Here is a 25082-nt window from a genome sequence, read left to right on the forward strand (position 1 = left end):
TGGCTGCGCCGCGATCCTCGCTTTATCCCTATCCAGTTTCCACAGGAGCGAATCTTGGAACCGACCACAACGAATGCTTCCTCTCAACCTTCCTGGCCCGCGGGCTTTCGCATCAACCCGCGCGCGGCGGGGCCGGCCGCCGATATCGTGCAAGGCTTTCAAGGCCTGCCGGCCGCGGCCGTCGGCGATTCCATGAGCCGCCACGTCGGCACGCTGGGCCTGAGGCAATATCACGCCCGCCTGGATACGACGATCTGCGGGCCGGCCTTCACCGTGCGCGTGCGTCCCGGCGACAACCTGATGATCCACAAGGCCTTGCTGATGGTGCGTCCCGGCGACGTGCTGGTGATCGACGGCGGCGGCGACGTGACGCAGGCGCTGGTGGGCGGCCTGATGCGCACCACCTGCGTGGCGCGCAAGCTGGCGGGGCTGGTGATCGACGGCGCCGTGCGCGACCTGGTCGAGTGGGCCGAGGACGGCATGCCCATCTGGGCGCGCGGCCATACGCATCGCGGTCCGACCAAGGACGGCCCGGGCGAGATCAACGTGCCGATCGTCTGCGCCGGCATGGCGGTCTTGCCGGGCGATCTCATTGTCGCCGATGCCGACGGCGTGATTGCCGTGCGCGCCGAGGACGCCGCCGATATCCTGGCGCGCACGCGCGCCCATCTGGAGAAGGAAGCCAGGATACGCGAAACGAATCGCTCGGGAACCGCGGATCCGGAACGCTTCGACGCCGTGCTGCGCGCCAAGGGCCTGCCGGTCTGAGGCCTGAGCGCGTATCGTTGCCTTGCCGAGGCCATCCCGGCCTTGGCGGGGAAATAGAGCAGTAGAAAGAACAGTGGAACAGTCAAGATAAAAACAGGAGACAAGCAATGGATGGACGCCATTTTTTGCCGCCGGGCCGCCCCAAGGCAAAAAAGCCCCCTTGGGGGGCAGCAAGCGGCGCAGCCGTGCGGCGTGGGGGCCTTTTCTGCGGGCCGCCGCGTCGGCCCCCTTCATCCCCGCCGCCATCCCGCTCGCGCTCGCGTCCGCCGGGGCCCACGCGCAAGGCGCGGATTGGCCGAAGTCGCCCATCAAACTGGTGGTTCCCTTTCCGCCGGGCGGCGGCACCGATACGGTGTCCCGGCTGGTGGCGGAGAAGTTGACCGTGCTGGACAAATGGCAGGTGATCGTCGACAACCGGCCGGGCGCCGCGGGCAATATCGGCCTGGACCAGGCGTCGAAGGCGCGCCCCGACGGCTATATCCTGGCCATGGCGCAGACCTCCAACATGGCGATCAACCCGGCGCTGTACGCCAGCATGCCTTTCGATCCCTTGAAGGACCTGACGCCTATCGTGGAGGTGTGCGCGCAGCCCGTGGTCCTGGTGGTGCGCAACGAGTCGCCCTTCAAGAGCCTGACCGATCTCGTCCAGGCCGCCAAGCGCGATCCCGGCAAGTACACCGTGGCGCAGGCCGGCTTGGGCACGGTGGGCCATCTGGCGGGCGAGATGCTGGTCCGCGCGGCCGGCATCCAGATGATGCAGGTCCCGTACAAGGGCGCGGGTCCGGCCATGACGGACTTGATGGGCGGCCAGGTGGACACGTATTTCGGCAGCGCGGCGTCGGTGATGCCGCAACTGCATGCCAGGAAGATACGCGCCCTGGCGGTCACCTCGTCGCGCCGCCTGCAGGGCCTGCCGGAGGTGCCCACGGTGGCCGAACAGGGCTATGCCGGCTTCGAGGCGACGACCTGGCTGGGCCTGGTCGGGCCGGCCGGCCTGCCCGAGAACGTGGTGGCGGTGGTCAACGGCGCGGTCAACGCCGTGTTGGCGCGCAAGGACGTCCAGGACCGCCTGCTGGCCGAAGGCAACGAGCCTGTCGGCGGGACGGCGCAAGACTTCGCGCAAGTGGTGCGGGCCGAACATGCCAAGTGGGGCAAGCTGATACGCGACGCCGGCATCAAGGTGGAATAAGGCCCAGGGTAGCCGGCCTGCGCGGCCGGCTATCGCCTATCGCCGTAGGATCGGCGGCAAGGCGCGCCGGGCGCGGCCTTCCGCCGCAACGCTCCTTGGGTGCGGAAGCCGCCGCCGCTTCAGGCCGTGCCGCCGGCGCAGGCCGCCTGCACGGCGCCCGCCAGCGATTCCGGCTTGATGGTCGGCGCGTAGCGGCGGATCGGCCGGCCGTCGCGGTCGACCAGGAATTTGGTGAAATTCCATTTGATCGCCTGCGTTCCCAGCAATCCCGGTTTTTCCCGCTTGAGCCACTGATAGAGCGGGTGGGCCTGCTCGCCGTTGACCTCGATCTTGGCGAAGAGGGGGAAATCGACCTGGTAGTTCAACGTGCAGAAGTTGCGGATCTCCGCCTCGTCGCCGGGCTCCTGGTGGCGGAACTGGTCGCAGGGAAAACCGAGCACGCTGAAACCGGCCTCCCGGTACGTGCGGTGCAGCGCCTGCAAGCCCGCGTACTGGGGCGTGAAGCCGCACTTGGACGCGACGTTGACCACCAGCAGCACCTGGCCCGCGTAATCGCGCAGCGAACGTTCGACGCCGTCGATGTCGCGCGCGGAGAAATCGTAGATCGAGGTCATGGGGTAGGGGGAACTCCTGGTTGCGGCGCCGCATCGGGCCAGCGCCGCATTAGGCCATTCGGATGGCGGCCGGCGGCCGTGAGCTGCGTGCATCATAGTAGCGTAGCAGCGCGCGGGGCCGGGATGCCCGCAATGGCCCGCGACGCGGCGGGGTTCTCCCGGCCCCGCCCGCGCCGGCGGGTATAGTGCACCCATAAAGAGATGCATTGAGAAAAGGCGTCGAGGCGGGATGCGCCGCACGAGACAGCCGGTGGCAGGGACGGAGACAGGGAGACAGGCATGATACGGGCGACCCAGATGGTGGATCGGTTGCAGGGGATGCTGGCGGCGGGCAAGGACAATGTGCTGCTGCGCTATACGTTGGGCAAGACCTACGCGGAGCAGGAAAACTACGAGGCCGCCACCGAACATCTGCGCGCGGCGCTGGCGTTCGACGATACCTACTCGGTGGCCTGGAAATGGCTCGGCAAGGCCCGCCTGGGGGCGGGCGACCGCGCCGGCGCGCGCGAAGCCTGGGACCGGGGGCTGGCCGCCGCGCGCGAACGCGGCGACGCGCAGATCGTCAAGGAACTGGGCGTCTTCCTCAAGCGGCTGGATCGCGAAGAGGGCGGCCCGGGGGCGGGCTGAGCCCGGCGGCCGGGCGCCGCGACGGCGCCATCGAAAGTGTTGGTCGGACGTCACAGGGTTCCCATGCGAGGCGTAGGGATGAGCCACAAAACGCAAACAGATGTGACGGCCTAGCGGCGGCCTTCGCTTGATTCCACAGCGCTTCTCCATTGCGCATCGCGGCCTCGGTCAAACCGTGAAACACGCGTGACGCCGTACCAGGTTGACGCTCATGTTGCGGGCGACTTGTAATGCAATGGGACCAGCCTTGGCAGCCGCAATGGGATATTTGATGGATTTTCGTCCGCCCTTCTTCAGAGGGGGCTTTTCCAATCGTAAAGCCGCACACGGCGCGCTGGACGCATTGTGGCGGCTGATGGATTTGCCTGAAGAAGCGCTGGACTACATTGACCTGCCGGGGGCCGACCCGGTGCTTCCTTCCTCCTTTTCCGTCGGCATGGCGGCGCAGTACAGCATGGGCGCGGCGGCGCTGGCCGCGGCGGAAATCTGGCATCTGCGCGGCGGCGGCAGACGGCAGCGCGTGACGGTGGACATGCGGCACGCGGCGCAGGAAACCCGCGGCTACTACACCCTCGACGGCGTCCCCTCCACGCGCTACGAAAAGATCACCGGCGTCTACCGCTGCGGCGACGGCAACTGGGTTCGCATACACGCCAGCTTCGACCATCATCGCGACGGCGTATTGGCGCTGCTGGGCTGTCCGACCGGGGCGACGGTCGACCGCCGCATGGTCGAGAAGGCCTTGTTGCGCCGGAACGCTTTTGAATTTGAACAGGCGGCGGCCGACGCCGGCCTGGTGGTGGCGGCGATGCGCTCTTTCGACGAGTGGGACCGCCATCCGCAAGGGATCGCGGTGTCGCAACTGCCCGTGGTCAGCATCGAGCGCATCGGCGACGCGCCGCCGCGCGCGCTGGCGAGCTACGGCGCGGACCCGCGCCCGCTCAAGGACATCCGGGTGCTGGATCTGACGCGCGTGCTGGCCGGCCCGGTCGGCGGACGCACGCTGGCGGGCTATGGCGCGGACGTCATGCTTTTGAATTCTCCCAATCTGCCGAACATCGACGCGATCGCCGAGACCAGCCGCGGCAAGCTGTCGGTGCTGGCCGACCTGGATACGGCCACCGGCCGCATCACGCTGGGCAATCTGCTGCGCAGCGCCAATATCTTCATGCAGGCCTATCGGCCCGGCGCCCTGGCCGACCTGGGATTCGGCGTGGAGGACGTGGCGCGCATCCGGCCGGGCATCGTCTACGTTTCCTTGTCCGCCTATGGCCACGTGGGACCGTGGGCGGGGCGGCGCGGCTGCGATTCGGTGGTGCAGACGGCCACCGGCTTCAACCATGCCGAGGCCCAGGCCGCGTATCAGGAAGCGCCGCGGCCGCTGCCCACGCAGATTCTCGACTATGCCACGGGCTATCTGATGGCGTTCGGCGCGCAGGCGGCGTTGGCGCGGCAGGCGACCGAGGGCGGCAGTTGGCACGTGCGGGTCTCGCTGGCGCAGACCGGGCGCTGGCTGCGCGGCTTGCCGCGGGTGGCGGCGGGGCTGGACTGTGCCTTGCCCTCGCTGGATCCCTATCTGGAAACCACCGATTCCGGCTTCGGGCGCCTGACCGCCGTGCGCCACGCGGCGCGTTTCTCCGTGACGCCGGCGCGCTGGGTGCGGCCGTCCGTGCCGCCCGGCACCCATCCCACGGTCTGGCCTTTCAGTTGAAGCCGCCGCGGGCGGATTTTCGGTAGACTTGCGGCGCCGGCAATCGCCCGCGGGTGTCTCGCCATCGGCGCCGGCGCCTGCCCACGCCTGCCCGCCGCTGCCCGCGCGGGCGCATCCTTCATCACGACAGCCAGGTGTCCATCATGTCCACGACCATCTATCACAATCCGCGCTGCGGGACGTCGCGCACCGTTCTCGAACATCTGCAGCAGGCGGGAATCGAACCCATCGTCGTCGAATACCTGAAGACGCCGCCCACGCGCGAGGTGCTGGCGGCCATGATCAAGCAGTCGGGGCTGACGGTGCGCGAAGCCGTGCGCACCAAGGAAGCGGTCTACCAGGAACTGGGCCTGGACGCGGAAGGCGTGAGCGACGACCAGTTGCTGGACGCGATGGTCGCCCATCCCATCCTGATCAACCGTCCTTTCGTGGTCACCGAGCGCGGGGCGCGCCTGTGCCGGCCGGCGGACGTGCTGGAAGAAATCCTGCCGGGTTGAGGTCGGAGCCGCTCAATCCGTCGCCGGATGCTGCGCGCGCCATGCGCGCAGGGCTTCCAGCGTGTTCGCCACGTGCTTGTCCGGGTCCGAATCGGCGTAGGAATAGATCACCTTGCCGTCCGGCGCGATGACGTAGGAGATGCGCTGCGCGCGCGCCGCGTTGCGTTCGTGCACCGCGTCATAGGCGCGCATGATCTTGCCGTCGCCGTCCGCGGCGACCGGGAATTTGCTCTGGCATTCGCTGACGGAAAAGGGCTTGAGCACGTCGATGCTGTCGGCGGATACGCCGACGACGCGCGCGCCCAGTTGCTCGTACTGCGGCACCGCTTCGGCGAAGTCGTGGGCCTCGATCGTGCATCCCTTCGTGAATGCGGCCGGGAAGAAGTAGAGCACCAGCGGCCCCTTGCGCAGGGCATCCTTCAGGTCGAACTGGAAAGCCCGGCCGCCCTGGGCGGCCTGGGTCTTGAATTCCGGCGCGCTGGCGCCGTTGGGCAGCGCGGCCCAGGCCGTCGGCAGCGCGGCCAGCGAGCAAGCGAGAAGAGCGGCAGTCAAACGTTTTTTCATGATCGCATCTCATGGATGAGCGGAAAGGACGGACGGGTCGCATCGATCCGGATCAATCGATTATAGGAGCGGCTGGCCCGGTAAGACACCCCTGATGCCGGGGCTGGTCCGACAGGACCCAGCCGCGCCATGACGAGCGGTTTTCCGGACCTCAGCCGTTTTGCGACGGGCGCGATTCCCGCCGTTGCTCGTGACGCTCCTGGTGCTGCTCGCGGCGGTCCGATTGCTGCTGCCGCTGTTGCTGTTCGCGCTGCTGCTGTTGGCGTTGCTGTTGTTGTTGCTCGCGCTGCATTTGCTGCTGTTGTTGCTGCATCTGCTGGCGCTGTTGCTGACGCTGCTGCATTTGCTGTTGCTGCTGGCGCTGCTGTTCCTGCATCTGCTGCGTGCGCTGCTGCTGGCGTTGCTGGTCTTGCTGCATGCGCTGCTGGCGCTGTTGGTCCTGCATCTGCTGCATGCGTTGCTGCTGTTGCTGCTGGGCCTGTTGTTGCTGCTGCAATTGCTGCTGGTTCTGCCGCTGCTGCGACTGCAGGTTCTGCTGGCGCTGGTTTGCCTCCTGCTGGCGCGCGCGCTGCTGCTGTTGCAACTGCATCTGCTGCTGGTTCTGCTGCTGTTGCAGCAATTGCTGTTGCTGCGCCGACTCGCGCTGCATCTGCTGCTGCCGCTGGTTGGCTTCCTGCTGGCGGCCCAGGCCCTGCGCCTGCTGGCGCTGCTGGTCCGCCGTCCGTTGCTGCTGCTGGCGGGCCTGGTCGGCCTGCTGCTGCTGGAACTGCCGCTGCCGGTCGCCTTGCTGCTGCTGGAACTGGCGCTGCTGCGCGGCATTCATCGGGCCGCCCCCCGGCTGCTGCGGTCCGCCGGGCCGCTGGTTAGGCGCGCCGGCACTGCCGGGACCGCCGGGCCGCTGCCCCGGGCCGCCTGGCCCGCCCGGACGATCGCTGCCGGGCGGCTGGCGCCAGTTGTTGCCGCTCCCCATCGGGTGGCTGAACGCGGCTTGCGGCGGACGGCCGTGGTTGACGTTGATGAATTGCTGGCGCTCGCGGCCGGCGTCGAAGGCATGGCGGTTCTGCAAGGCCAGGGGCGGCATGTGCCGCTCGCGCTGGGCGGCGAGTTCATGGGGATCGGGACGCCGGTCGATGCCGCCGGGGCCGCCGTGATAACTCACGCGGTTGTGCTGGTTGATCACGACGTTGTGGTTATAGACGTAGGTGATGCGCGACGGCCCGATCCGGGTCACGGACCGGTTGTAGTAGAAGTGCCGGTCGCGCCAGTAGCCGCCCACGTAGCCCGTGCCGAAATAGCCGAAGCCGTAGTTGATGCCGCCGTAGAAACCGATGTGCGGTCCCCAATACCCCGGGAACCAGCGGTAGTAGCCGGTATCGAAGGCCCAGTAGCCGGGCGTCCAGAGCGCGCCTTCATAAGGCGCCAGCACCCAGGCGCCGGGCACCCAGTAGAAGCCGTAGGCGTTGCGCGCCCAATATCCCGGCACCCAGATATAGCCGTCGCCCGGCACCGGCGGCTGGTCGTAGACCGGCAGCGGCGGCGGCGCGTCCTGCGTGGTCGTCACCGGCGCCAGGTTGGCGTCGGAGGGATCGGGCGAAGCCTGCGCCTGCTGCGGCGCGGGATAGGCCTGTCCTTGCGGGTACGGCTGTCCCTGCGCATCGGCCGGATAGGGCTGGCCTTGCGCGTCCACCGGATAGCCGTTCTGGTCGGTCTGCGGGGCGGGAACCTGATTGGACGGATACGCCGGATAGTTGGACGGGTAGGGGTCCGAGGACTGCGCCTGCGTGAGCGCCGGCGCACAGGCGGACAAGCCCAGCGCCAAGGCCAGGACGGCGATGCCGGCGTGCCGCGGCCCCGCGATCCGCGCCATCGGACCGGCGCCCCGGGAAGAGGCCGCCGTCATCGGCCGGGCGCGGCCGGCGCGGCGCGCCGCCGGCTCGCCGTCGCCGGAGAGGAAGGATTCTTGTTTTTTCATACGAGCATCGAGCGGCTCACGCCGTTCGCCCTGTAGTCATGGTCTCGGTGCCGGTCCCGGCCTGCATCCTTGCCCGGGCCGCCTCAATAGCCGTAGTAATAGTGGGCCGGGGCGGGATAGTAGCGGTAGCCGCCGCGATGGTAGTAATGGCCGCCATCGGCGGGAACCACGATGCAGCCGCTGAGCGAGCAGGCAACGGCAACCAGGGCAATGAGCTTCTTCATGTTGGACTCCTTCGGGAACGCACGCACAGGCATGCGGACGATTCCAGTGTAGGGAGGCGCGTGAAGCATGTGGGCGGTCTGAAACCGGTTTGAAACGCGGACGGGGTTACCAATTCCTACCCATGTCGCCGAGCGTATCTGAAATGCCCCTTCACGTATCCGAAGGGTTCGTTCGATTCAGGGCATTGCGCCGTATCGCGTCTTTTGGACGGCGGGCGTCGCTCCCCGCGGCGTGGCGCGGGGAGGGGAGACCGGGCCTCGGTTCGGCCTCGGTCCGGGTATCAGTTGTAGCGGCCGCCGGCGCCGCCCAGGCTGAAGCGGCCCGCGCCCAACAGCGCGATGGCCAGGCCCGCGGCCAGATACATGCCTTGCAGTTCCAGTTGCCAGCCGCCCTGGCTGTTGATCTGGAACAACTGGCTGGTATGCACCAGGCCGAAGGCGAACAGCATGTTGACGGCGATGATCAGGCCGCCGATGCGGGTGAATATGCCGACGATGATAAGAATGGGGGCGATGACCTCGCCGATGTAGACGAGGTAGGCCACGAAGGATGGCAAGCCATGCTCGTGGACCAGGTTGACGATGAAGCCGACGCCATGCGTCATTTTGCTGATGCCGTGCAGCAGGATCAGGATGCCCAGTACCAGGCGTAGGATCAGCTTGCCGGCGTCGTCGGTTCGGTTCATGGCGGAGTCTCTTGGATAACGGTGTCGTTGGGGGGCATCGACGTCCGCCGGCGCGGCCGGCGGACCGAAGGTCGGCCATTATCGCAACAGAGTGTGAAGCACTCAAGGGCCACGTCCAGGTCCGGCGGGCGGCGGGACCGCCCCGGTCGCCTGCCTACTTGCGGATCAGCGTGGACTTGCCGAACAGGCTTTCGACCAGGTCGACGACCACTTCGGCCGTCTGGTTGCGGACGTCGCGCGCCGGGTTCAGCTCCATCAGGTCCAGCGAGCCCAGCCGGCCGGTGTCGGCGATCATTTCCATGCACAGTTGCGCCTCCCGGTAGGTCGGGCCGCCCAGGACCGGCGTGCCGACGCCCGGCGCCACCGCCGAATCGAGGAAATCCGCGTCGAAGCTGACGTGCAGGTGGGTGTCTTCGTCGACGTCGGCCAGGGCCTGTTCCATGGTCAGCCGCATGCCGTTCTCGTCGATGTGGCGCATATCGAACACGCGCAGCCCCAGGGCGCGCAACTGGCGCTTTTCTTCCGCGTCGACGCTGCGTATGCCGACCTGGCGGATGGACTTCGCCTCTACCGCCGGATAGGCGTCGCTCAGGCGGGTGAGCGCGTCGGGCCCCTGGCCGCACAGACAGGCCACCGGCATGCCGTGGATGTTGCCGGTCGGCGTGATGTCGTGGGTATTGGCGTCGGCATGGGCGTCCAGCCACAGCACGGCCAGCTTGCGGCCGGCGGCTCGGCAATGCCGCGCCACGGCGCTGATGGACCCGATCGCCAGGCAATGGTCGCCTCCCATCAGTATGGGAAAATGCCCGGCTTGCAAGGCGTCCCACATCGCGTCATGGACCGACCGGTTCCACTGCGCCACTTCTTCCAGGTGGCGAAAGCCGTCGCGCGGCGGGTGCCAGGGATTGGTGGGGCCCGCCAGGTTGCCGGCGTCGACGACCCGCATGCCCTGGCGCTCCAGGGCCAGGGGCAGGCTGGCGACGCGCAGGGCCTCGGGGCCCATCGAGGCGCCACGGATGCTCGCGCCGACATCGGTGGGCGCGCCGATAAGATCCACTTGCGTGATTGCCATGCCAGCCTCGCGAAATACAAAGGCCAAGGCTAACATCGTTTCCTGTCGCGCTGTCGCCCTTCCAGGATCCCCGATGATCGTCATTGTCTACGCCCATCCCTATCCCCGCCATTCGCGCGCCAACGGCGCCTTGCTCGACGCCCTGGAGGGCCTGGGCGGCGTGCGGGTGCGCTCGCTCTACGATCTCTACCCCGACTTCAGCATCGACGTCGCGGCCGAGCAGGAGGCGCTGGCGCCGGCCCGGCTGGTGATCTGGCAGCACCCCATGCACTGGTACGGCTCGCCGGCGCTGTTCCGCCTCTGGCTGGACAAGGTGCTGCAATACGGCTGGGCCTACGGCAAGGGCGCGGGCATGTTGGCCGGCAAGGACCTGATGTGGACGGTGACCACCGGCGGCGACGAGGGCAATTTCACCTGTTGCGGCGAGAATCACCTGGGCATGCTGGGGCAGCCGCTGCGCAGCGCCGCCGAACAATGCGGCATGCGCTGGCTGGCGCCGTTTTCCCTGCACGGCGTGACCGCCCTGACGCAGGACCAGTTGGCCGGGGCCGGCGCGCGCTATCGCGCACGGCTGGAGGCGCTGGCGGAACGCTATGCGAACGCCGGCGGCGTCGAGGGAGCCGTCCATGAATGATCAATTGCTGTTGCAGGTGCTGGTCTACCTGGGAGTGACGGTGGTGTTCGTGCCGCTGGCCGTGCGGGCGCGCATGGGGTCGGTGCTGGGCTACCTGATCGCGGGTTGCGTGATCGGTCCGTGGGGGCTGCGGGTGGTGGACGATCCGGCGGCGATCCTGCATTTCGCGGAGATCGGCGTCGTCCTGATGCTGTTCCTGATCGGCCTGGAGCTGGACCCGCGGCGCCTGTGGAACCTGCGGGTGCCGGTCTTCGGCGGCGGCGCGCTGCAAATGGGCGTGTGCGGCGCCGCGCTGGGCGCGCTGGTCTGGTGGCAAGGCCTGGAGTGGCGCGTGGCGCTGCTGGCGGGGATGACGCTGGCGCTGTCCTCGACGGCCATCGCCGTGCAGGCCATGAACGAACGCAGCCTGCAGCAGACCGTGCTGGGGCAGCGCGCCTTCTCGGTGCTGTTGTTCCAGGACCTGGCGGCGATTCCCCTGGTGGCGCTGATCCCGCTGCTGGCCGGCGGCAAGGGCGGCGAGGGCGACACGCTGGGCGCGGCGACCTTGAAGATCGTCGTCGCGCTGGCGATCGCGGTGGTCGGCGGCCGCTACCTGGCGCGGCCGCTGCTGCGTTTCGTGGCGCGTTCCGGGCTGCGCGAAGTGTTCAGCGCGGTGGCGCTGCTGCTGGTGATCGGCGTGGGCGAGCTCATGGAAAGCGCCGGGCTGTCCATGGCCATGGGGGCTTTCCTGGCCGGGGTGCTGCTGGCCAGCTCGGAGTACCGGCACGCGCTGGAGAGCGACATCCAGCCGTTCAAGGGATTGCTGCTGGGCCTGTTCTTCATCGGCGTCGGCATGTCCATCGACTTCGGCACCTTGCTGTCCCATCCCTTGCAGGTGCTGGCGCTGCTGCTGGCCTTCCTGGTGCTGAAGTTCGTCCTGCTGTGGCTGCTGTCCCACGTGCTGGGCATAGGCGGCGGCCGCTGCGTGCTGTTCGCCACGCTGCTGGGGCAGGGCAGCGAATTCGCCTTCGTGGTGTTCGGCAGCGCGCACGACGCGGGGGTGTTGCCCGACGACTGGGCGCGCCTGCTGACGCTGGCGGTGGCCTTGTCGATGGCGGCGACGCCCATCGTGCTGGCGGTGCTGGACGCCCTCGAACGGCGGCGGCCGCGCGGGCAGCGCGCCGACGACGAGATCGACGACGACGGCGCCAGCGTCATCATCGCGGGCTTCGGCCGCTTCGGCCAGATCGCCGGCCGCCTGCTGCTGGCCAACGGCGTGAAGGTGGTGGTGCTGGACCACGACCCCGACAACATCGAGACCTTGCGCAAGTTCGGCATGAAGGTGTTCTATGGCGACGCCACCCGCGCCGAACTGCTGGAGACCGCCGGCGCGGCGCGCGCGCGGGTGCTGGTCAACGCCATCGACACGGTGCCGGACAACCTGCGGCTGGTGGACCTGGCGCGGGAACAGTTTCCCAATCTGCGCATCGTCGCGCGGGCGCGCGACGCGGTGCATTACTACCAGTTGCGCCAGCGCGGCGTGGAGGTGGTGGAGCGCGAGCTGTTCGAGTCGGCGCTCACCGCCGGGCGCCATGCCTTGCAGGCGCTGGGCATGGACCCCTACGAAGCGCGCGAGGTGGCGGATGCTTTCCGGCGCAACAACGTCACCATGCTGGAGGAGACCACCGCCAATTTCGAGGACGAAGGCCTGCGCATCACGGTGGCCAAGCGGGCGCAGGAGACGCTGGAGAAATCCATCGCGCGCGACCGCCGGCTCGCGCTGAGCACGCACCGGGACTCCTGGGGACCGCAGTCCCGGGAGACCGGTGGGCAAACCGAGGCGCGCGACGGCGAAATGGCGGCGGCGGATCGCTCCGCCCCGTAGGGAACGCGTTCGCCAGGGAATGCATTCACCGGTCAGTCCAGCACCCGCCCCTTGGTTTCGGGCAGCAGGAAGGCAGTGAGGATGACGATGGCGTAGGCGCCGGCCGCGAAGGCGCCGATCGCCCAGGCCAGGCCGTGGGTCTTGCTGAGGAAACCCACCAGGCTGGGAAACAGCGCCCCCACGCCGCGGCCGAAGTTGTAGGCGAAGCCCTGGCCATTGGCGCGCAGCGCCGACGGAAACAGTTCGGTGAGATACGCGCCGACGCCGCTGAAAATGCCCGAGGCCGCGAAGCCCAGCGGGAAGCCCAGGATCAGCATCTGTTCGTTGCTCAGCGGCAGCAGGGTATAGACGTAGACGCTGATGGCAGACAGCACCGAGAAAATCAGCAGATTGGCGCGCCGGCCCAGTTTGTCGGACAGATAGGCGCCCGCGATGTAGCCGCAGAACGAGCCGAGGATGATGACGCCCAGGTAGCCGCCGGTGTTGAGCACGGACAGGTTGCGCTCGGTCTTCAGGAAGGTGGGCAGCCAGGTTGTGATGGCGTAGTAGCCGCCTTGCACGCCGGTGCACAGCAGCGAGGTGACGATGGTCGTCTTCAGCAGATCCGGCGAGAAGATCGCCCAGAAGGAAGGACGCTGCGCCGTGCTTTCCTGCTTGCTGAGGGTGCGCTGGAAGATCTCCGGCTCGGGCACGTGCTTGCGGATGTACAGCACGAGTATGGCGGGCAGCACGCCGATCCAGAACAGCGTGCGCCAGGCCCATTCGGGCGGCAGCCACGAGAACGCCAGCGTGTACAGCGCGGCGGCGACGGCCCAGCCTATGGCCCAGCCGCTCTGCACGGTGCCCACGGCCTTGCCGCGGTGTTCGGCGCGCACGATTTCGCCCATCAGCACCGAGCCGACCGCCCATTCGCCGCCGAAGCCCAGCCCTTGCAACGCGCGCAGGACGAAGATCTGCTCGAAGTTCTGCGTGAAGCCGATGGCCACCGTGCACACCGAGAACCACAGGATGGTGGCTTGCAGCACCCGCACGCGCCCATAGCGGTCGGCGAGGATCCCGGCCAGCCAGCCGCCCACCGCGGAAAAAAGCAGGGTGACCGTGCCCAGCATGCCGGCCTGGCCCTTGTCGATGCCCCACAGGTTGATCAGCGTGGAGATGACGAAGGTGAACACCATGAAGTCCAGCGCGTCGATGGCCCAGCCGCCGAACGCGCCGACGAAGGTGCGGCGTTCAGTGACGCTTAGTTCTCTATACCATTGCATGATGTCTCTCTGATTGTTGTTCGTTGTCGTGCGTATGCGTAAAGGCAGGGGACGGCGCGGCGGCCGTCCAGCCCTGGCCTCGGTCCCGGCTCAGGCGGCGGGGAAGTCGTAGAGGCGCTGCGGGTTGTCCACCAGGATGCGGCGGCGCAGGGCGGCGTCCGGCGCCCATGCGGCCAACTGGTTGCGCAGCTTGCCGGTATTGACCATGGGCGAGATGTGCACGTGCGGCCAATCGCTGCCGAAGACCATGCGGTCGGGCGCGGTCTCGATCAGGGCCTGGGCCCAGGGCGTCACGTCCGGGTAGTCGTCGAACCGGCTGCTGATGCGGTAGGCGCCGGACAGCTTGACCCACCAGCCATGGTCCCTGACCAGGCGCTGCAAGGCCTGGAAGCCCGCGCTGCGCGTGCCTTCGGCCACGGGCATGTGGCCCATGTGGTCGACCACCCCGGGCACCGGCAGCTTCTGCATGCGCGGCAGCATCTCCGGCAACTGGCGCGCGTCCATCAGGAACTGCATGTGCCAACCCAGGTCCTTGATGCGGTGCGCCAGCGTTTCCATGGCGTCGAAGCCGATGCCGCCGCCGAACAGCACGTTGATCCGCAGGCCGCGCACGCCGGCCGCGTGCATGGCTTCCAGTTCCGAATCGGCCACGTCGGCGTCGACCACGCCGATGCCGCGCAGCTTGTCCGGATGGCGGCGCAGCACTTCCAGCATGTAGCGGTTGTCGGTGCCGTAGACGCTGATCTGCACCAGCACGCCGCGCGACATGCCGTTGGCGGCCAGCATGGCCAGGTAGGCATCCTCGGTGGCGGGGTGGGGGGTATACGTGCGGTTCGGCACCATGGGATAGGCGCCGTCGTCGGCCGCGACCACGTGGGCGTGGGTGTCGCAGGCGCCCGCGGGGATGTCGAAGGCCGCGGGTTGCTGCGCGTCCAGCGGCAGCGGCGGCAGGCAGTAGGGGACCTGGACCTCGGGGGCGTCTGTCTGGGGCGTGTTCCGGTTGCTCATGGCGCGGGTGTCTCCAAAGAGGAATTCAGCGTGGACCCGGCGGCGGTCGAGGCTGGACGAGCGGCGACAGGCTGCGTGGCCGGGGCGTGCGAACGCGAGCCCGGCCGCGCCGTCGCGCGGGGAAGCGGTGAGGGCACGGCCGGGAACGCGGCTTATCGACGTGCAGTTTAACGATGTGCAGTCTACCGCTGCGCAGTTTACCGATGTGCAGTTTATCGATGCGCGGCCGGTTCGCGGGAATCCGGCGAGCGGCCGGGGGCGAGATGGCGCGCCAGCCTTTCCAGCCAGTTGCGGCGCCGGGGCTTGGGCCGGTTGCCGGTGTAGTCCTTTTGCGAGGCCTTGATCAGGGCCCCGAATGGCGGCGCGTTGCGGTAGTCGTCCAGGCGGCGGCCCGCTTGCAGGGCTTCCTGGTAATAGCGGTCGAAGAGTTCGGCCAGGTCCTGGCGGGGATGGGGCAGCACCTCGCCGTCGAACCAGTGCGTCCGGCCTTCGGCGCGCAGGCGCGGCACGGCGTAGCGATGGGAGAACTGCGTGCCCATGTCCGAGTAGTGCAGGATGCGGATGTCGTCCAGGGGCAGGCCGTCGCCGTCGACGCAGTTGTAGCGGGCGTCCAGCGGATGGATCAGGTCCGGGCGGCGGGCGAACAGGCGCTTCATCTTCTTGTGCGCCGCGGGATCGGCGCGCAAGGCCTCCAGCGTGGGGAGATGGCCGCGCGCGCGGGCGCAATCCCACAGCGATACGCAGGACAGCCAGCGCTCTCCCACGCGGCGGGCGGCGACCAGCGTGCCCGCGGCCATGGGCATGTTCCAGATATCGGCCAGATCGCAGCGCACCAGCATGTCGGCGTCCAGGTAGAGCGCGCGGCCCTGGAATCCGCATGCCGCCGGGATGGCCCAGCGCAGGGCCGAGAAGGGCGTGGACCAGGTTTCGGTGCGCCAGCCGAGCTGGCGCGCCGGGTCGCAATACCAGGGGCTGGCGGGGTCGCGCGACAGGCGCATCCAGGTGATCTCGATGGGCAGGGAGCTGTGCTTGCGCGCGCTATGGTCGAGCACCATCATCTGCTCGAGGTCGCAATCGTTCGGATCGCATCCGACGAAAATCCTGATGGGGCCGTCCATGTCGTCTCCCCCTCGCCCTTTTGATCTGGTGGATGGGGCGAAGCGCGCATGGGTAGCAAGCATCGTGCCTGTCGGCCGGGCGGCGGGGGCGTCCATCCTCGGGCGGACCCGCGCGGCGGAGGACGGTGGAGTGCTACGCTCTCAAACGGCGTCCGCATGGCAGAGCAGGGAGTAATCGATGAACCGCAGGGACCTTCTGAAATTCGCTGGCTTGTCGGGGGCGGCCGGCGCCGCCAACATGCTGCCGGCGGCGGTGCGCCGGGCCTTCGCCATCGCCCCCGATCCCGGGACGAGTTATCTGGATGCCGAGCACGTCGTGATCCTGATGCAGGAGAACCGCTCCTTCGACCACATGTTCGGCACCTTGCAGGGCGTGCGGGGATACGGCGACCCCCGCGCCATGCGGCTGCCCGACGGCAACCCGGTCTTCCTGCAATCGGGCGCGGCGGGGGAAAGCTACCTGCCCTGGCGCCTGAACATCCGCGATACGCGGGCCACCTGGATGGGCTCGATTCCCCATACGCGCGACAGCCAGGCCGACGCCTGGAACGAAGGGCGGCATGACCGCTGGATCGACGTCAAGAAATCGCATCGCAAGGCTTATGCGCGGTATCCCCTGACCATGGGGTACTACACGCGCGAGGACCTGCCGTTCTACTACGCGTTGGCCGACGCCTTCACCATCTGCGACCAGTACCACGCCGGCGCCATGACCAGCACCACGCCCAACCGGCTCATCTTCTGGACGGGAACGGTGCGCGACAGGCAGGCGGCGGACTCGTCCGTCTACATGCGCAACGCCGAGATCCTGCGCGGCGGCATGAAGTGGACGACCTTCCCGGAACGCCTGGAAGACGCCGGCGTTTCCTGGAAGTTCTACCAGAACGAGATTTCGCGCACCGGCGGCATGAAAGGCCACGAACGCGCCTGGCTGTCCAATTTCAGTTGCAACGTGCTGGAGTGCTTCGACAACTACCAGGTGGCGGCCTATCCCGGCTTCCGGGACTGGCTGGACGAGCACATCAAGGACGGCCAGGACCACCTCGAAAAGCTGGCGAAGCAGGAAATGCTGGATGCCGGGACGCGGACCGAACAGCTTGCCGAGGCGCATGCCTTGCTGGACGCGCTGATGCGCGAGAAGAACGCGCCCCTGCGCACGCCGGCGCAGCTTACGCCCAGGCAACGGGCGCTGTTCGACAAAGCCTTCGTCAGCAACCGGGCGGACAAGCACTACCGCAAGCTGGAGAAGATATCCCTGCCCGGCGGCGGCAAAAGCATGGAGGCGCCGCGCGGCGACGTCCTGCACCAGTTCCGCCACGATGTGCGCAACGGAAAGCTGCCCACCGTATCCTGGCTGGCGGCCCCCGAGCATTTCTCGGATCATCCGCAATCGCCGTGGTACGGCGCCTGGTACGTCTCGGCGGTGATGGACATCCTGACCGCCGATCCGGAGATCTGGAAGAAGACCATCTTCATCATCGCCTACGACGAAAACGACGGGTATTTCGACCATGGCTGCACGTATGCCGCGCCCGACCCGCGCCGCCCGGAAACGGGCCGGTCTTCCGCCGCGATCGGGCCGGACGGCCTGGAATACACCGGCCGCGAGGACGAGATCGCCCTCGGCGTGCCGGCGCGGCTGGCCCGCGGCGGCCCGATCGGGCTGGGCTTCCGGGTGCCGATGATCGTGGCCTCGCCGTGGAGCCGGGGCGGATGGGTCAATTCCCAGCTTTTCGAACACACGTCCACGCTGCGCTTCCTGGAAACGTTCATCGCGCGCAAATTCGGCAAGCAGGTCACGGAGACGAATATCTCGCCCTGGCGCCGCGCCATCAGCGGCGATCTCACTTCCTGTTTCCGGCCTTACGACGGCCGGGATCCGAAACTGCCCGTGCTGGACCGGGACACCTATTTCCAGGAAATCGAAGACGCGCGCGAGCAGCCCCTGCCGGGCGGCTTCCGCGCGCTGGACGCCGAAGCCGTCGCCGCGCTGCGCGCGCAACCCGGGCGGCTGCGGGAAACCGTCAGGCAGGAGCCCGGAACGCGTCCGTCTTGCGCGCTGCCTTACGAGCTGTATGCCGACGGCGGCCTGGCGCCCGATGGCCGCCAGGTCCGGCTCCGCTTCAAGGCGGGCCGGGCGATCTTCGGCGAGCGGTCGGCCGGGGCGCCGTTCAATGTCCATCGCCATGGCCTGTCGCGGGAGGGCGGCATGCAGGCCGGGACCTATGCGGTGGCGGCCGGCGATGCCTTGGACGTGGCCTTCGACGCCGCCGAATTCGCGGCCGGCCGCTACGACGTGATCGTCCATGCGCCCAATGGCTTCTATCGCCGTTTCAAGGGACGGCGCACGGGCCTCGCCCTCGACGTGGCATGCGCCGCCGCGCCCGCGGACGGACACGGCCTGGCCTTGCGGCTGACCCAGCATGGGCCCCGGACCATCGAGGTCCGCTGCGCCATGGCCGGACAGGAGACGCGCGTGTTGCGCCTGGCGCCGGGCAGCACGCAGGAAGCCGTGTTCGACCTGGCGCCCACGGCGATGTGGTACGACGTCGCCATCACCAGCCCGGCGGACGCCGAGCTGATGTACGCCTTGGCGGGGCGGATCGAAACCGGCAAGCCGGGGTCGACCGATCCGGCGATGGGGCGCTGAGGACGCGGCTGACGCCGCGCGCGTTCGGCCCGGGCCGTGCCGGTGGGGCAGGGACTGTTCTGCCGCCCGCCGCCACGGCCCGCCTGGCCGCTGCTTACTGGTCGATCACGAAACCGTCCAGGTGCGGGCGCATCGAGATGGGCTTGGACAGCGGCGGGCGGATCTTCTGCGCGTCCGGCAGCAGCGACATGCCCAGGCCGGGCCGGCTGGGGATGTCGACGAAACCCTGGCTCGGGCGCGGCACCTCGTCGACCACGTCGCTGCCCAGGTGGATGGGACTCGACTCGAAGATGCCGGCCTCGAAGCCGGTCGCGTATTCCTGGATGGCGAAGTTGGGCGCGGCCGCGGCCAACTGCAGGCAGGCGGCCAGTCCGATGGGCGACAGCGGGTTGTGCGGGACGATCTGCACGTGGTGCGCCTCGGCCATGGCCGCCACCTTGCGCCCGCCCGTGATGCCGCCGCACAGGCACAGGTCCACGCGCGCGAACTCCACCGCGTCGCGGGCCAGCAGCGCCTGGAACTCGTAGATGGTGGCGAAGCGCTCGCCGGTGGCGATGGGCACGTTGATTTTCCCGGCCACGCGCGCCATCGCATCCGGGCCCTCGGGGCGGATGGGATCCTCGACGAACATGGGGTAGGTGTCCTCGATGGCATTGGTGAAGGTGATGGCCTCGGGCGGCGTCAGGCGGCGGTGCAGCTCGATCAGCAGGTCCACGCGGTCGCCCACCACTTCGCGCATGCGATGCACGTTGTCGATGGCGTCGCGCATCTTCTTGACGTGGGTCTTGAACCAGACCTGGTCGTTGCCCTCGTCCAGGAAGGGATTGAGGTGGCCGAAGGCGTTGAAGCCCGCTTCCATCTTGGCCTGGCATTCGACCAGGATCTTCTCGATGGAGCTTTCGTAGACGTGGCCGTAGATGCGCGCCTTCTTGCGCACGGCGCCGCCCAGCAACTCATAGATGGGCACGCCCAGCGCCTGCCCCTTGATGTCCCACAGCGCGATATCGATGGCCGAGATGGCGGCGTTGATCGCCAGGCCCTGGAAATAGCTGAAGCGGTGCATCACGTTCCAGTGATGCTCGATGTCGAAGGCGGGCTTGCCCTCCAGGTATTCGGCAAAGCGCTGGATGGCGGCGCCGGCGGCCTGCAGGTGGCCCCAGGTGCCGGCCTCGCCGATGCCTACCAGGCCGGAATCGGTCTCGACCCGGGCATACATGAACTGGCCCACGTGCAGTGGGACGATGCGCTTTATCTTCATTGCTTTCCTTCTCTGTTGCAGCCATGGATATGGCGGTTGTGCCGAAACGCGTGCCGGTGCTCGTGCCTGTGTTTGCGCCTGTATTTGCGCCCGTGTGCGGGCACGCGCCTTCCTGCCTTGTCAATGCTTCGCGCCCTGCGTCGCGCTGGCCTGCAGCATCGCGCTCCAGCGCCGGGTTTCCTGCGCGACCCGTTCGCGCGCCGCGGCCGAGGTGCCTCCCAGCGGCACGGCCCCCGCGGTTTCGAGGCTGGCCAGGAAGTCCGGGTCCTTCAGCGCCTGGTTCACGCCCTGCGCGATGGCGTCCAGCACGGGTTGCGGCGTGCCGCGCGGCGCGGCCAGGCCGAACCAGTTGCTGATCTCGAAGCCCGGCAGGCCCGCTTCCTTGGCGGTGGGCACGTTGGGCAGGGCCTTGATGCGTTCGCCGCGCGCCACGGCCAGCGCGCGCAGCCGGCCTTCGCTGATGAAGGGCGCCACGGTGGGCGCGGCGGTGATCAGCATCTGAATCTGGCCGCCCAGCAGGTCCTGTAGCGCGGGGCCCGAGCCGCGATACGGCACGTGCAGGATGTCCGCGCCGGTCAATTGCTTGAACAGTTCGCCGGCCAGGTGCGGGCCGCTGCCGACGCCGCCCGAGCCGTAGGTGATCTTGCCGGGATTGGCGCGCGCATAGTCCACGAACTCCCGCAGCGAATGCGCCGGCACGGCGCTGTTGATCACCAGCACGAAAGGCGTCTCGGCCACCAGCACCGCCGGCTGTAGCGACTTGACCGGGTCGAACGTCAGGTTGGGCACCAGTTCGGACACCACCGTGGAGGTGATCTCGTTCATGAACAGCGTGTAGCCGTCGGGCCGTGCCCGCGCCACCGAGGACATGGCGATGGTGCCGCTGGCGCCGGGCCGGTTCTCGACGATGAAGGTGCCCTTCATGCCGGAGGTGAGCTTGGTGCTGAGCAGCCGCGCCACGGCGTCCGTGGCGCCGCCCGGCGAGTAGGGCACCAGGATGGACACGGGCCGGTCGCCCGGGTAGGCGGTCTGCGCCAGCGCGGCCAATGGCAAGGTCAATAGCGCCAGCGCGCCGAGCAGGCCGCGGGCATGCCGCGGCAGGCGAGGGGTGAACATGGAGTCTCCTTGGTCTTTGTTATGGATGGCCCGCCGCAGCGGCGGACGCGGCTTCCCGAGGGGAAGGGGCCACTCTAAGCCAGCTAGAATGGCAAGGAACAAGGCCGAAGTAATTCCATCATTTCTTTCTGGTTAATAATGAGCACGCCCCTGGCCCCCACCGAAATGGCGTTCTTCAGCATGCTGGCGCGTTGCAGCAGCCTGGCCGCGGCCGCGCGCGAGATGGGCGTCAGCCCGCCCGCCGTGACCAAGCGGCTGGCGCAGATGGAGGCGCGGCTGGGCGTGCAACTGCTCACGCGCACCACGCGCCGCATGCACCTGACGGAGGAGGGCGAGATCTACCTGATGCACGCGCGGCGCATCCTGGCCGACATCGAGGACATGGAGCGCCACGTGTCGCGCGCGCGGCAGGAGCCCAAGGGCCTGCTGCGCGTGAATGCCACGCTGGGGTTCGGCCGCAACCACGTGGCGCCGCTGCTGTCGCGCTTTCGCCGGCGCTATCCCGAGGTGGACGTGCAACTGCAACTGACGGTGGCGCCGCTGCCGCTGACCGAGGACGCCTTCGACGTCTGCGTGCGTTTCGGCGAACCGCCCGAGGCGCGCGTGATCGCGCGGCCCATCGCGGCCAACCGGCGCCTGCTGTGCGCGGCGCCGGCCTACCTGGCGAAGCACGGCGAGCCTTTGCAGCCGGCGGACCTGGCGCGGCATGTCTGCATCGATATCCGGCACGGCAGCGAGACGCACGGCGTGTGGCGGCTGCGGCAAGGCAAGCGCGAGCACGCCGTCAAGGTCGACGTGCACATGAGCACCAATGACGGCGAGATCGCGGTGGACTGGGCGCTGGACGGGCACGGCATCATCCTGCGCGCCGAATGGGACATCGCGGAGCACCTGGCCGCGGGGCGGCTGCGCCAGGTGCTGGGCCGCTATCGCACGCCGCCGGCGGACATCTATGCGGTGTATTCGCCGCAGCACCAGTACGCGGGGCGCGTCATCGCCTTCGTCGATTTCCTGCGCGAGGCCTTCGCGAATGCGCGCGGGCCGCTGCATGCGCCGCCCGCGCGGCCGAGTGAGGCGGGGTGAGGCCGGGTGAGGCGGGACGACGCGGGACTAGGCTCGATCAGGCCGGCGTGGCCTCATGGCAGTGGGCGGCTTTTTTTCCCGTCAACCACCTGGTGAGTCGCGGAAGGCGTCGATGCCGGTGAGGCGCGCGGACAGCGCCCAGAGGCGTTCGGCCTGCTCCGGGTCGGCGGCGTAGGGGCGCACGCCGGTGAAGGAGGGCGGTTCGCCGTCGTCCATCCGCGCGATGTCGCAGTCCTCGCAATACAGGCCGCCCATGCCCGCCAGCCGCGGCGACGTCGCGGCCCATACCTGCGTCGCGGCGCCTTGTTGCGGCGTCTTGAAGGTGGGATCGGCGGGATTGCCGTCGGCGTCCAGCCAGCCGGCGGCGACCATTTCTTCCCGCGCCAGGTGGCGCTGGAGCGGCGTGAAGATCTTGCCGGGATGCAGGGAAAAGGCCCGCACGCCTGCGTGCCGCCCGAGCCGGTCGAGGTGAAGCGCGAACAGGGCGTTGGCCGTCTTCGATTGTCCGTAGGCCAGCCACTTGTCGTAGCCTCGCGTGAACTGCACGTTGTCCCAGCGGATGCCGGATTGGTGGTGTCCGGCCGAGGAGACGGCCACCACCCGGGCGCCGCCTGCGAGCGCCGGCCAAAGCAGATTCGCCAGCGCGTAATGGCCGAGGTGATTGGTGGCGAACTGCGCTTCCCAGCCCGGCCCGACGCGGGTTTCCGGGCAGGCCATGATGCCCGCGCCGCAGATCAGGATATCCAGGCGCCTGCCGCCGGCCAGGAAGCGCCGGGCGAAATCGCCGACGCTGGCGAGGTCGGAGAGATCCAGGCGTTCGACCGCCACGCTGGCAATGCCGGCAATGCCGGCGACTTTCGCGCGCGCCGCTGCCACGTCGCGCGCCGCCACCGTGACGCGGGCGCCGGCGCTTGCCAGCGCCCGCGTCGTTTCCAGCCCCAGGCCGGAATGGCCGCCGGTGACGAGCGCGGCGATGCCGGACAGCTTGCGTCCCGCGAGCACTTCCGCCGCGGTGGTCGCGGCGCCGAAACCGGAGCCGATGGGAGACTGCTTGCTGGTCATGGCGTGTCCTCGATGTTTCCTGGGTGAGACCTAGGTCGGGCCTTGGTGCGTTCTGGATAGGGCTTGCAGGCCGGCGATGAAGCCAAGGCCAAGCCCGTGTCCGTCATTGTCCAGGCTGGACTTGAGGCCGTGAATGCAGCAAAGTCCCACGTTCTGTCGAGATCGTCCGAGTTTGTCCGAGTTCGCCCATGGACCCCCTTTCCGAAGTGCTTTCCCTGCTCGGTATGCACAGCTCCGTTTTCGCCGGCCTGAAGGCGGGCGGCGACTGGGCCATCGACTTCCCGCCGCCCGACGGCATCAAGTTCAATGCCGTCGTCGAAGGAAGCTGCTGGCTGCGCGTGGATGGCGTGGCGCAGCCGATCCGGCTCGACGCCGGCGACTGCTTCCTGCTGTCCCGCCAGCGCGCGTTTTCGCTGCGCAGCGATCCGGCCTTGCCGGCCATCCCCTCGGACGAGATCTACCGCCATGCCGTCAACGGCATCGCCCGCTGCGGTGCCGCCGATACGTTCTTCCTGATCGGAGGGCGCCTGGCGTTCGGCGAGGAAGCCGGTCTGCTTTTCGATGGCCTGCCGCCCGTGGCGGTCGTCAAGCGCGGTTCGGATCAGGCCTCGGTGCTGAGCTGGGCCTTGCAGTGCCTCGCCCATGAGCTTGCCACCCCGTCGCCCGGCAACGCGATCGTGGTCCAGCATCTCGGCCACATCATGCTGGTGCAGGTGCTGCGGCTCTACCTGACGCAGGAGGGAAGCAGCACGCCGAGCTGGCTGCTGGCCGTCTCCGACCCGCGCATCGGCGCCGCCATCCAGGCGATCCACGCCGACCCCGCGCAGCGCTGGACGCTCGAGGACCTGGCCAGGGTCGCCGGCGTTTCCCGTTCGACCCTGGCCCTGCGCTTCAAGCAGAAGGCGGGCATCGCGCCGCTGGAATACGTGACGCGCTGGCGCATGCAACTGGCCGCGCGGGCGCTAAGAAGCACGCACGCGACGATTTCTTCCATCGCGCAGAAACTGGGCTACGACTCCGACAGCGCGTTCAGCCACGCGTTCAAGCGGCTGATGAAATGCTCGCCGCGCGAATATCGGGAAAGGCCGGCGTCCCTGGCGCGGCATTAGGCGCGGGGCGGCGGAAAGCGAACGTCGCGGGACGGGAAGGGGCAGGGGAGCGGCCCGCCCTTGGCCTGGGTAGAATGGCCAGCTTCCGCCATTGCAACTGCAATCGCAACTGCTCCCGTATCCGTACCCCAACCCGAGGCCTTGCCATGCAACTTCACCGCCCGATCGGCATCTTCGACGCCGGCCTCGGCAGCTATGCCATCGTCGAGCGTGTCCGCGCCCGGTTTCCCCGGCAGGACATTCTCTACTTCGCCGACCGCGCGAGCTTTCCGTACGGCGGCAAGACGCCGGCGGAACTCCTGTCCTCGGTACGCGCCGCCACCCTATATCTACAGCAGGCCGGGTGCGCGGCCGTGGTGCTGGCCTCCAATGCGCCCAGCGTCGTCGTGCTGGAGCCGCTGCGCGCCGCGGTGGCGGTTCCCGTCATCGGCGTATTTCCGCCGATACGGGAGGCCTTGGCTCTGTCCCGCGGCAAGGAGGTCGCCGTGCTCGGCGTCCGTTCCATGGTCGAAAGCGAAGCCATGCGGCAGTTGGCCGCGCGTGAAAGCGCGGGGCTCGGACGGGTGGCGCTGGTCAATGCCTCGTCGCTCGTCGACCTGGTCGAGACCTTCGTCTTCATCGACGATCCCGCGCGCACGCAGGAAATCGTCACCGCGTTCATCGCCAGGCTGCGGGCGGAGCAGGGCGGCCTGGACGTCATGACCATGTCCTCGACCCATCTGCCCTGGCTGGCGCCCTTTTTCCGCGCCGCGGCGCCGGATGTGCAATTCCTCGATCCCGCCGACAAGGTGCTCGACGAACTGCTGCCGCACGTCTCCGAGGGCGGCGGGCAGACCCGCTGCGTCGCCACCGCCACGCCGGCCTTGCCGCTGGAAGCCTTCAACGCCGCGCTGCGCACCTTGCGCGCGCCTGTCGTGGCCACGCTCAAGGCCTAGGCGGCGCGCCTATCCGCATTGCGTTCCTTGCATCCTCGGGTAGCCCGGGGGCGAGTCCC

General features: G+C 68.5%; 23 protein-coding genes. 11 read left to right on the forward strand and 12 right to left on the reverse strand.

Annotation, left to right across the window (positions count from 1 at the left end; translation table 11 throughout):
- Positions 1-54 precede the first annotated feature (54 nt).
- Entirely contained in the window at positions 55-768 is a 714-nt protein-coding gene (locus tag CAL29_RS13075) for an RraA family protein (RefSeq protein ID WP_094853437.1), read from the forward strand.
- Positions 769-928: 160 nt separating this feature from the next.
- Positions 929-1957, forward strand: coding sequence for a Bug family tripartite tricarboxylate transporter substrate binding protein (locus CAL29_RS13080; protein ID WP_256977436.1), 1029 nt, complete (start codon positions 929-931; stop codon positions 1955-1957).
- Positions 1958-2076: 119 nt separating this feature from the next.
- On the opposite strand, the gene CAL29_RS13085 is transcribed toward CAL29_RS13080, so the two are convergent.
- On the reverse strand, positions 2077-2571 hold the full coding sequence (locus CAL29_RS13085; RefSeq protein WP_094853438.1) for a glutathione peroxidase: 495 nt from the start codon (positions 2569-2571) through the stop codon (positions 2077-2079).
- Between the two features lie 279 nt (positions 2572-2850).
- Between CAL29_RS13085 and CAL29_RS13090 the strand changes: the two genes are divergently transcribed.
- The 3 genes from CAL29_RS13090 to arsC all read left to right on the forward strand — a co-directional run bounded on the left by CAL29_RS13090 (position 2851) and on the right by arsC (position 5406).
- Positions 2851-3198 (forward strand): hypothetical protein, encoded by a 348-nt coding sequence (locus CAL29_RS13090; RefSeq protein ID WP_179284005.1) that lies wholly within the window; start codon positions 2851-2853, stop codon positions 3196-3198.
- A 259-nt stretch (positions 3199-3457) separates the two neighbouring features.
- Positions 3458-4909 carry a CoA transferase gene (locus CAL29_RS13095; RefSeq protein ID WP_094853439.1) on the forward strand — a complete coding sequence of 484 codons (1452 nt, stop codon included), beginning with the start codon at positions 3458-3460 and terminating at the stop codon, positions 4907-4909.
- 143 nt (positions 4910-5052) lie between these two features.
- On the forward strand, positions 5053-5406 hold the full coding sequence (gene arsC / locus CAL29_RS13100; RefSeq protein WP_094854068.1) for an arsenate reductase (glutaredoxin): 354 nt from the start codon (positions 5053-5055) through the stop codon (positions 5404-5406).
- Positions 5407-5418: 12 nt separating this feature from the next.
- On the opposite strand, the gene CAL29_RS13105 is transcribed toward arsC, so the two are convergent.
- The 5 genes from CAL29_RS13105 to rocF all read right to left on the reverse strand — a co-directional run bounded on the left by CAL29_RS13105 (position 5419) and on the right by rocF (position 9924).
- The gene (locus CAL29_RS13105; protein WP_094853440.1) at positions 5419-5970 is read right to left on the reverse strand and encodes a peroxiredoxin; all 552 of its coding nucleotides are present in this window, start codon (positions 5968-5970) and stop codon (positions 5419-5421) included.
- A 151-nt stretch (positions 5971-6121) separates the two neighbouring features.
- Positions 6122-7942: a YXWGXW repeat-containing protein gene (locus tag CAL29_RS32000; RefSeq protein WP_256977437.1), complete on the reverse strand. Its 1821-nt coding sequence runs from the start codon at positions 7940-7942 to the stop codon at positions 6122-6124.
- Positions 7943-8025: 83 nt separating this feature from the next.
- Complete coding sequence (locus CAL29_RS31590; RefSeq protein ID WP_179284006.1) at positions 8026-8166, reverse strand: hypothetical protein; 141 nt, start codon at positions 8164-8166, stop codon at positions 8026-8028.
- A gap of 281 nt (positions 8167-8447) precedes the next feature.
- Complete coding sequence (locus CAL29_RS13120; protein ID WP_094853441.1) at positions 8448-8852, reverse strand: DoxX family protein; 405 nt, start codon at positions 8850-8852, stop codon at positions 8448-8450.
- Between the two features lie 154 nt (positions 8853-9006).
- On the reverse strand, positions 9007-9924 hold the full coding sequence (rocF, locus tag CAL29_RS13125) for an arginase (RefSeq protein WP_094853442.1): 918 nt from the start codon (positions 9922-9924) through the stop codon (positions 9007-9009).
- A gap of 73 nt (positions 9925-9997) precedes the next feature.
- On the opposite strand from rocF, the gene kefF reads away from it, so the two are divergent.
- The gene (kefF, locus tag CAL29_RS13130; protein ID WP_094853443.1) at positions 9998-10558 is read left to right on the forward strand and encodes a glutathione-regulated potassium-efflux system oxidoreductase KefF; all 561 of its coding nucleotides are present in this window, start codon (positions 9998-10000) and stop codon (positions 10556-10558) included.
- On the forward strand, positions 10551-12422 hold the full coding sequence (gene kefC, locus CAL29_RS13135) for a glutathione-regulated potassium-efflux system protein KefC (protein ID WP_094853444.1): 1872 nt from the start codon (positions 10551-10553) through the stop codon (positions 12420-12422). Before kefF ends, kefC begins: the two co-directional genes overlap by 8 nt.
- Positions 12423-12454: 32 nt before the next feature.
- Here kefC and CAL29_RS13140 read toward each other — a convergent pair whose 3' ends face one another.
- The 3 genes from CAL29_RS13140 to CAL29_RS13150 all read right to left on the reverse strand — a co-directional run bounded on the left by CAL29_RS13140 (position 12455) and on the right by CAL29_RS13150 (position 15810).
- Positions 12455-13684, reverse strand: coding sequence for an MFS transporter (locus CAL29_RS13140; protein WP_094853445.1), 1230 nt, complete (start codon positions 13682-13684; stop codon positions 12455-12457).
- A gap of 90 nt (positions 13685-13774) precedes the next feature.
- On the reverse strand, positions 13775-14692 hold the full coding sequence (locus tag CAL29_RS13145) for an amidohydrolase family protein (protein WP_094853446.1): 918 nt from the start codon (positions 14690-14692) through the stop codon (positions 13775-13777).
- 212 nt (positions 14693-14904) lie between these two features.
- The gene (locus tag CAL29_RS13150; protein WP_094853447.1) at positions 14905-15810 is read right to left on the reverse strand and encodes a glycosyl transferase; all 906 of its coding nucleotides are present in this window, start codon (positions 15808-15810) and stop codon (positions 14905-14907) included.
- A gap of 178 nt (positions 15811-15988) precedes the next feature.
- Between CAL29_RS13150 and CAL29_RS13155 the strand changes: the two genes are divergently transcribed.
- Positions 15989-18460 carry a phosphocholine-specific phospholipase C gene (locus tag CAL29_RS13155; protein ID WP_094853448.1) on the forward strand — a complete coding sequence of 824 codons (2472 nt, stop codon included), beginning with the start codon at positions 15989-15991 and terminating at the stop codon, positions 18458-18460.
- Between the two features lie 94 nt (positions 18461-18554).
- Here the strand turns inward: CAL29_RS13155 and CAL29_RS13160 are convergent, their stop codons facing one another.
- Positions 18555-19718, reverse strand: coding sequence for a mandelate racemase/muconate lactonizing enzyme family protein (locus CAL29_RS13160; RefSeq protein ID WP_094853449.1), 1164 nt, complete (start codon positions 19716-19718; stop codon positions 18555-18557).
- Between the two features lie 120 nt (positions 19719-19838).
- On the reverse strand, positions 19839-20834 hold the full coding sequence (locus CAL29_RS13165; protein ID WP_094853450.1) for a Bug family tripartite tricarboxylate transporter substrate binding protein: 996 nt from the start codon (positions 20832-20834) through the stop codon (positions 19839-19841).
- Between the two features lie 138 nt (positions 20835-20972).
- Between CAL29_RS13165 and CAL29_RS13170 the strand changes: the two genes are divergently transcribed.
- Positions 20973-21917, forward strand: coding sequence for a LysR family transcriptional regulator (locus tag CAL29_RS13170; RefSeq protein ID WP_094853451.1), 945 nt, complete (start codon positions 20973-20975; stop codon positions 21915-21917).
- Positions 21918-21998: 81 nt separating this feature from the next.
- Here CAL29_RS13170 and CAL29_RS13175 read toward each other — a convergent pair whose 3' ends face one another.
- A complete protein-coding gene (locus CAL29_RS13175) occupies positions 21999-22979 on the reverse strand; it encodes an SDR family NAD(P)-dependent oxidoreductase (protein WP_094853452.1) in 981 nt (326 codons plus the stop codon).
- Positions 22980-23167: 188 nt separating this feature from the next.
- Between CAL29_RS13175 and CAL29_RS13180 the strand changes: the two genes are divergently transcribed.
- Positions 23168-24088 (forward strand): AraC family transcriptional regulator, encoded by a 921-nt coding sequence (locus tag CAL29_RS13180; protein WP_094853453.1) that lies wholly within the window; start codon positions 23168-23170, stop codon positions 24086-24088.
- Positions 24089-24234: 146 nt separating this feature from the next.
- Complete coding sequence (locus CAL29_RS13185) at positions 24235-25023, forward strand: glutamate racemase (protein ID WP_179284007.1); 789 nt, start codon at positions 24235-24237, stop codon at positions 25021-25023.
- Positions 25024-25082: the final 59 nt, after the last annotated feature.

Origin of the sequence: Bordetella genomosp. 10 (assembly GCF_002261225.1) — a bacterium.
Classification (GTDB): Bacteria; Pseudomonadota; Gammaproteobacteria; order Burkholderiales; family Burkholderiaceae_B; genus Bordetella_C.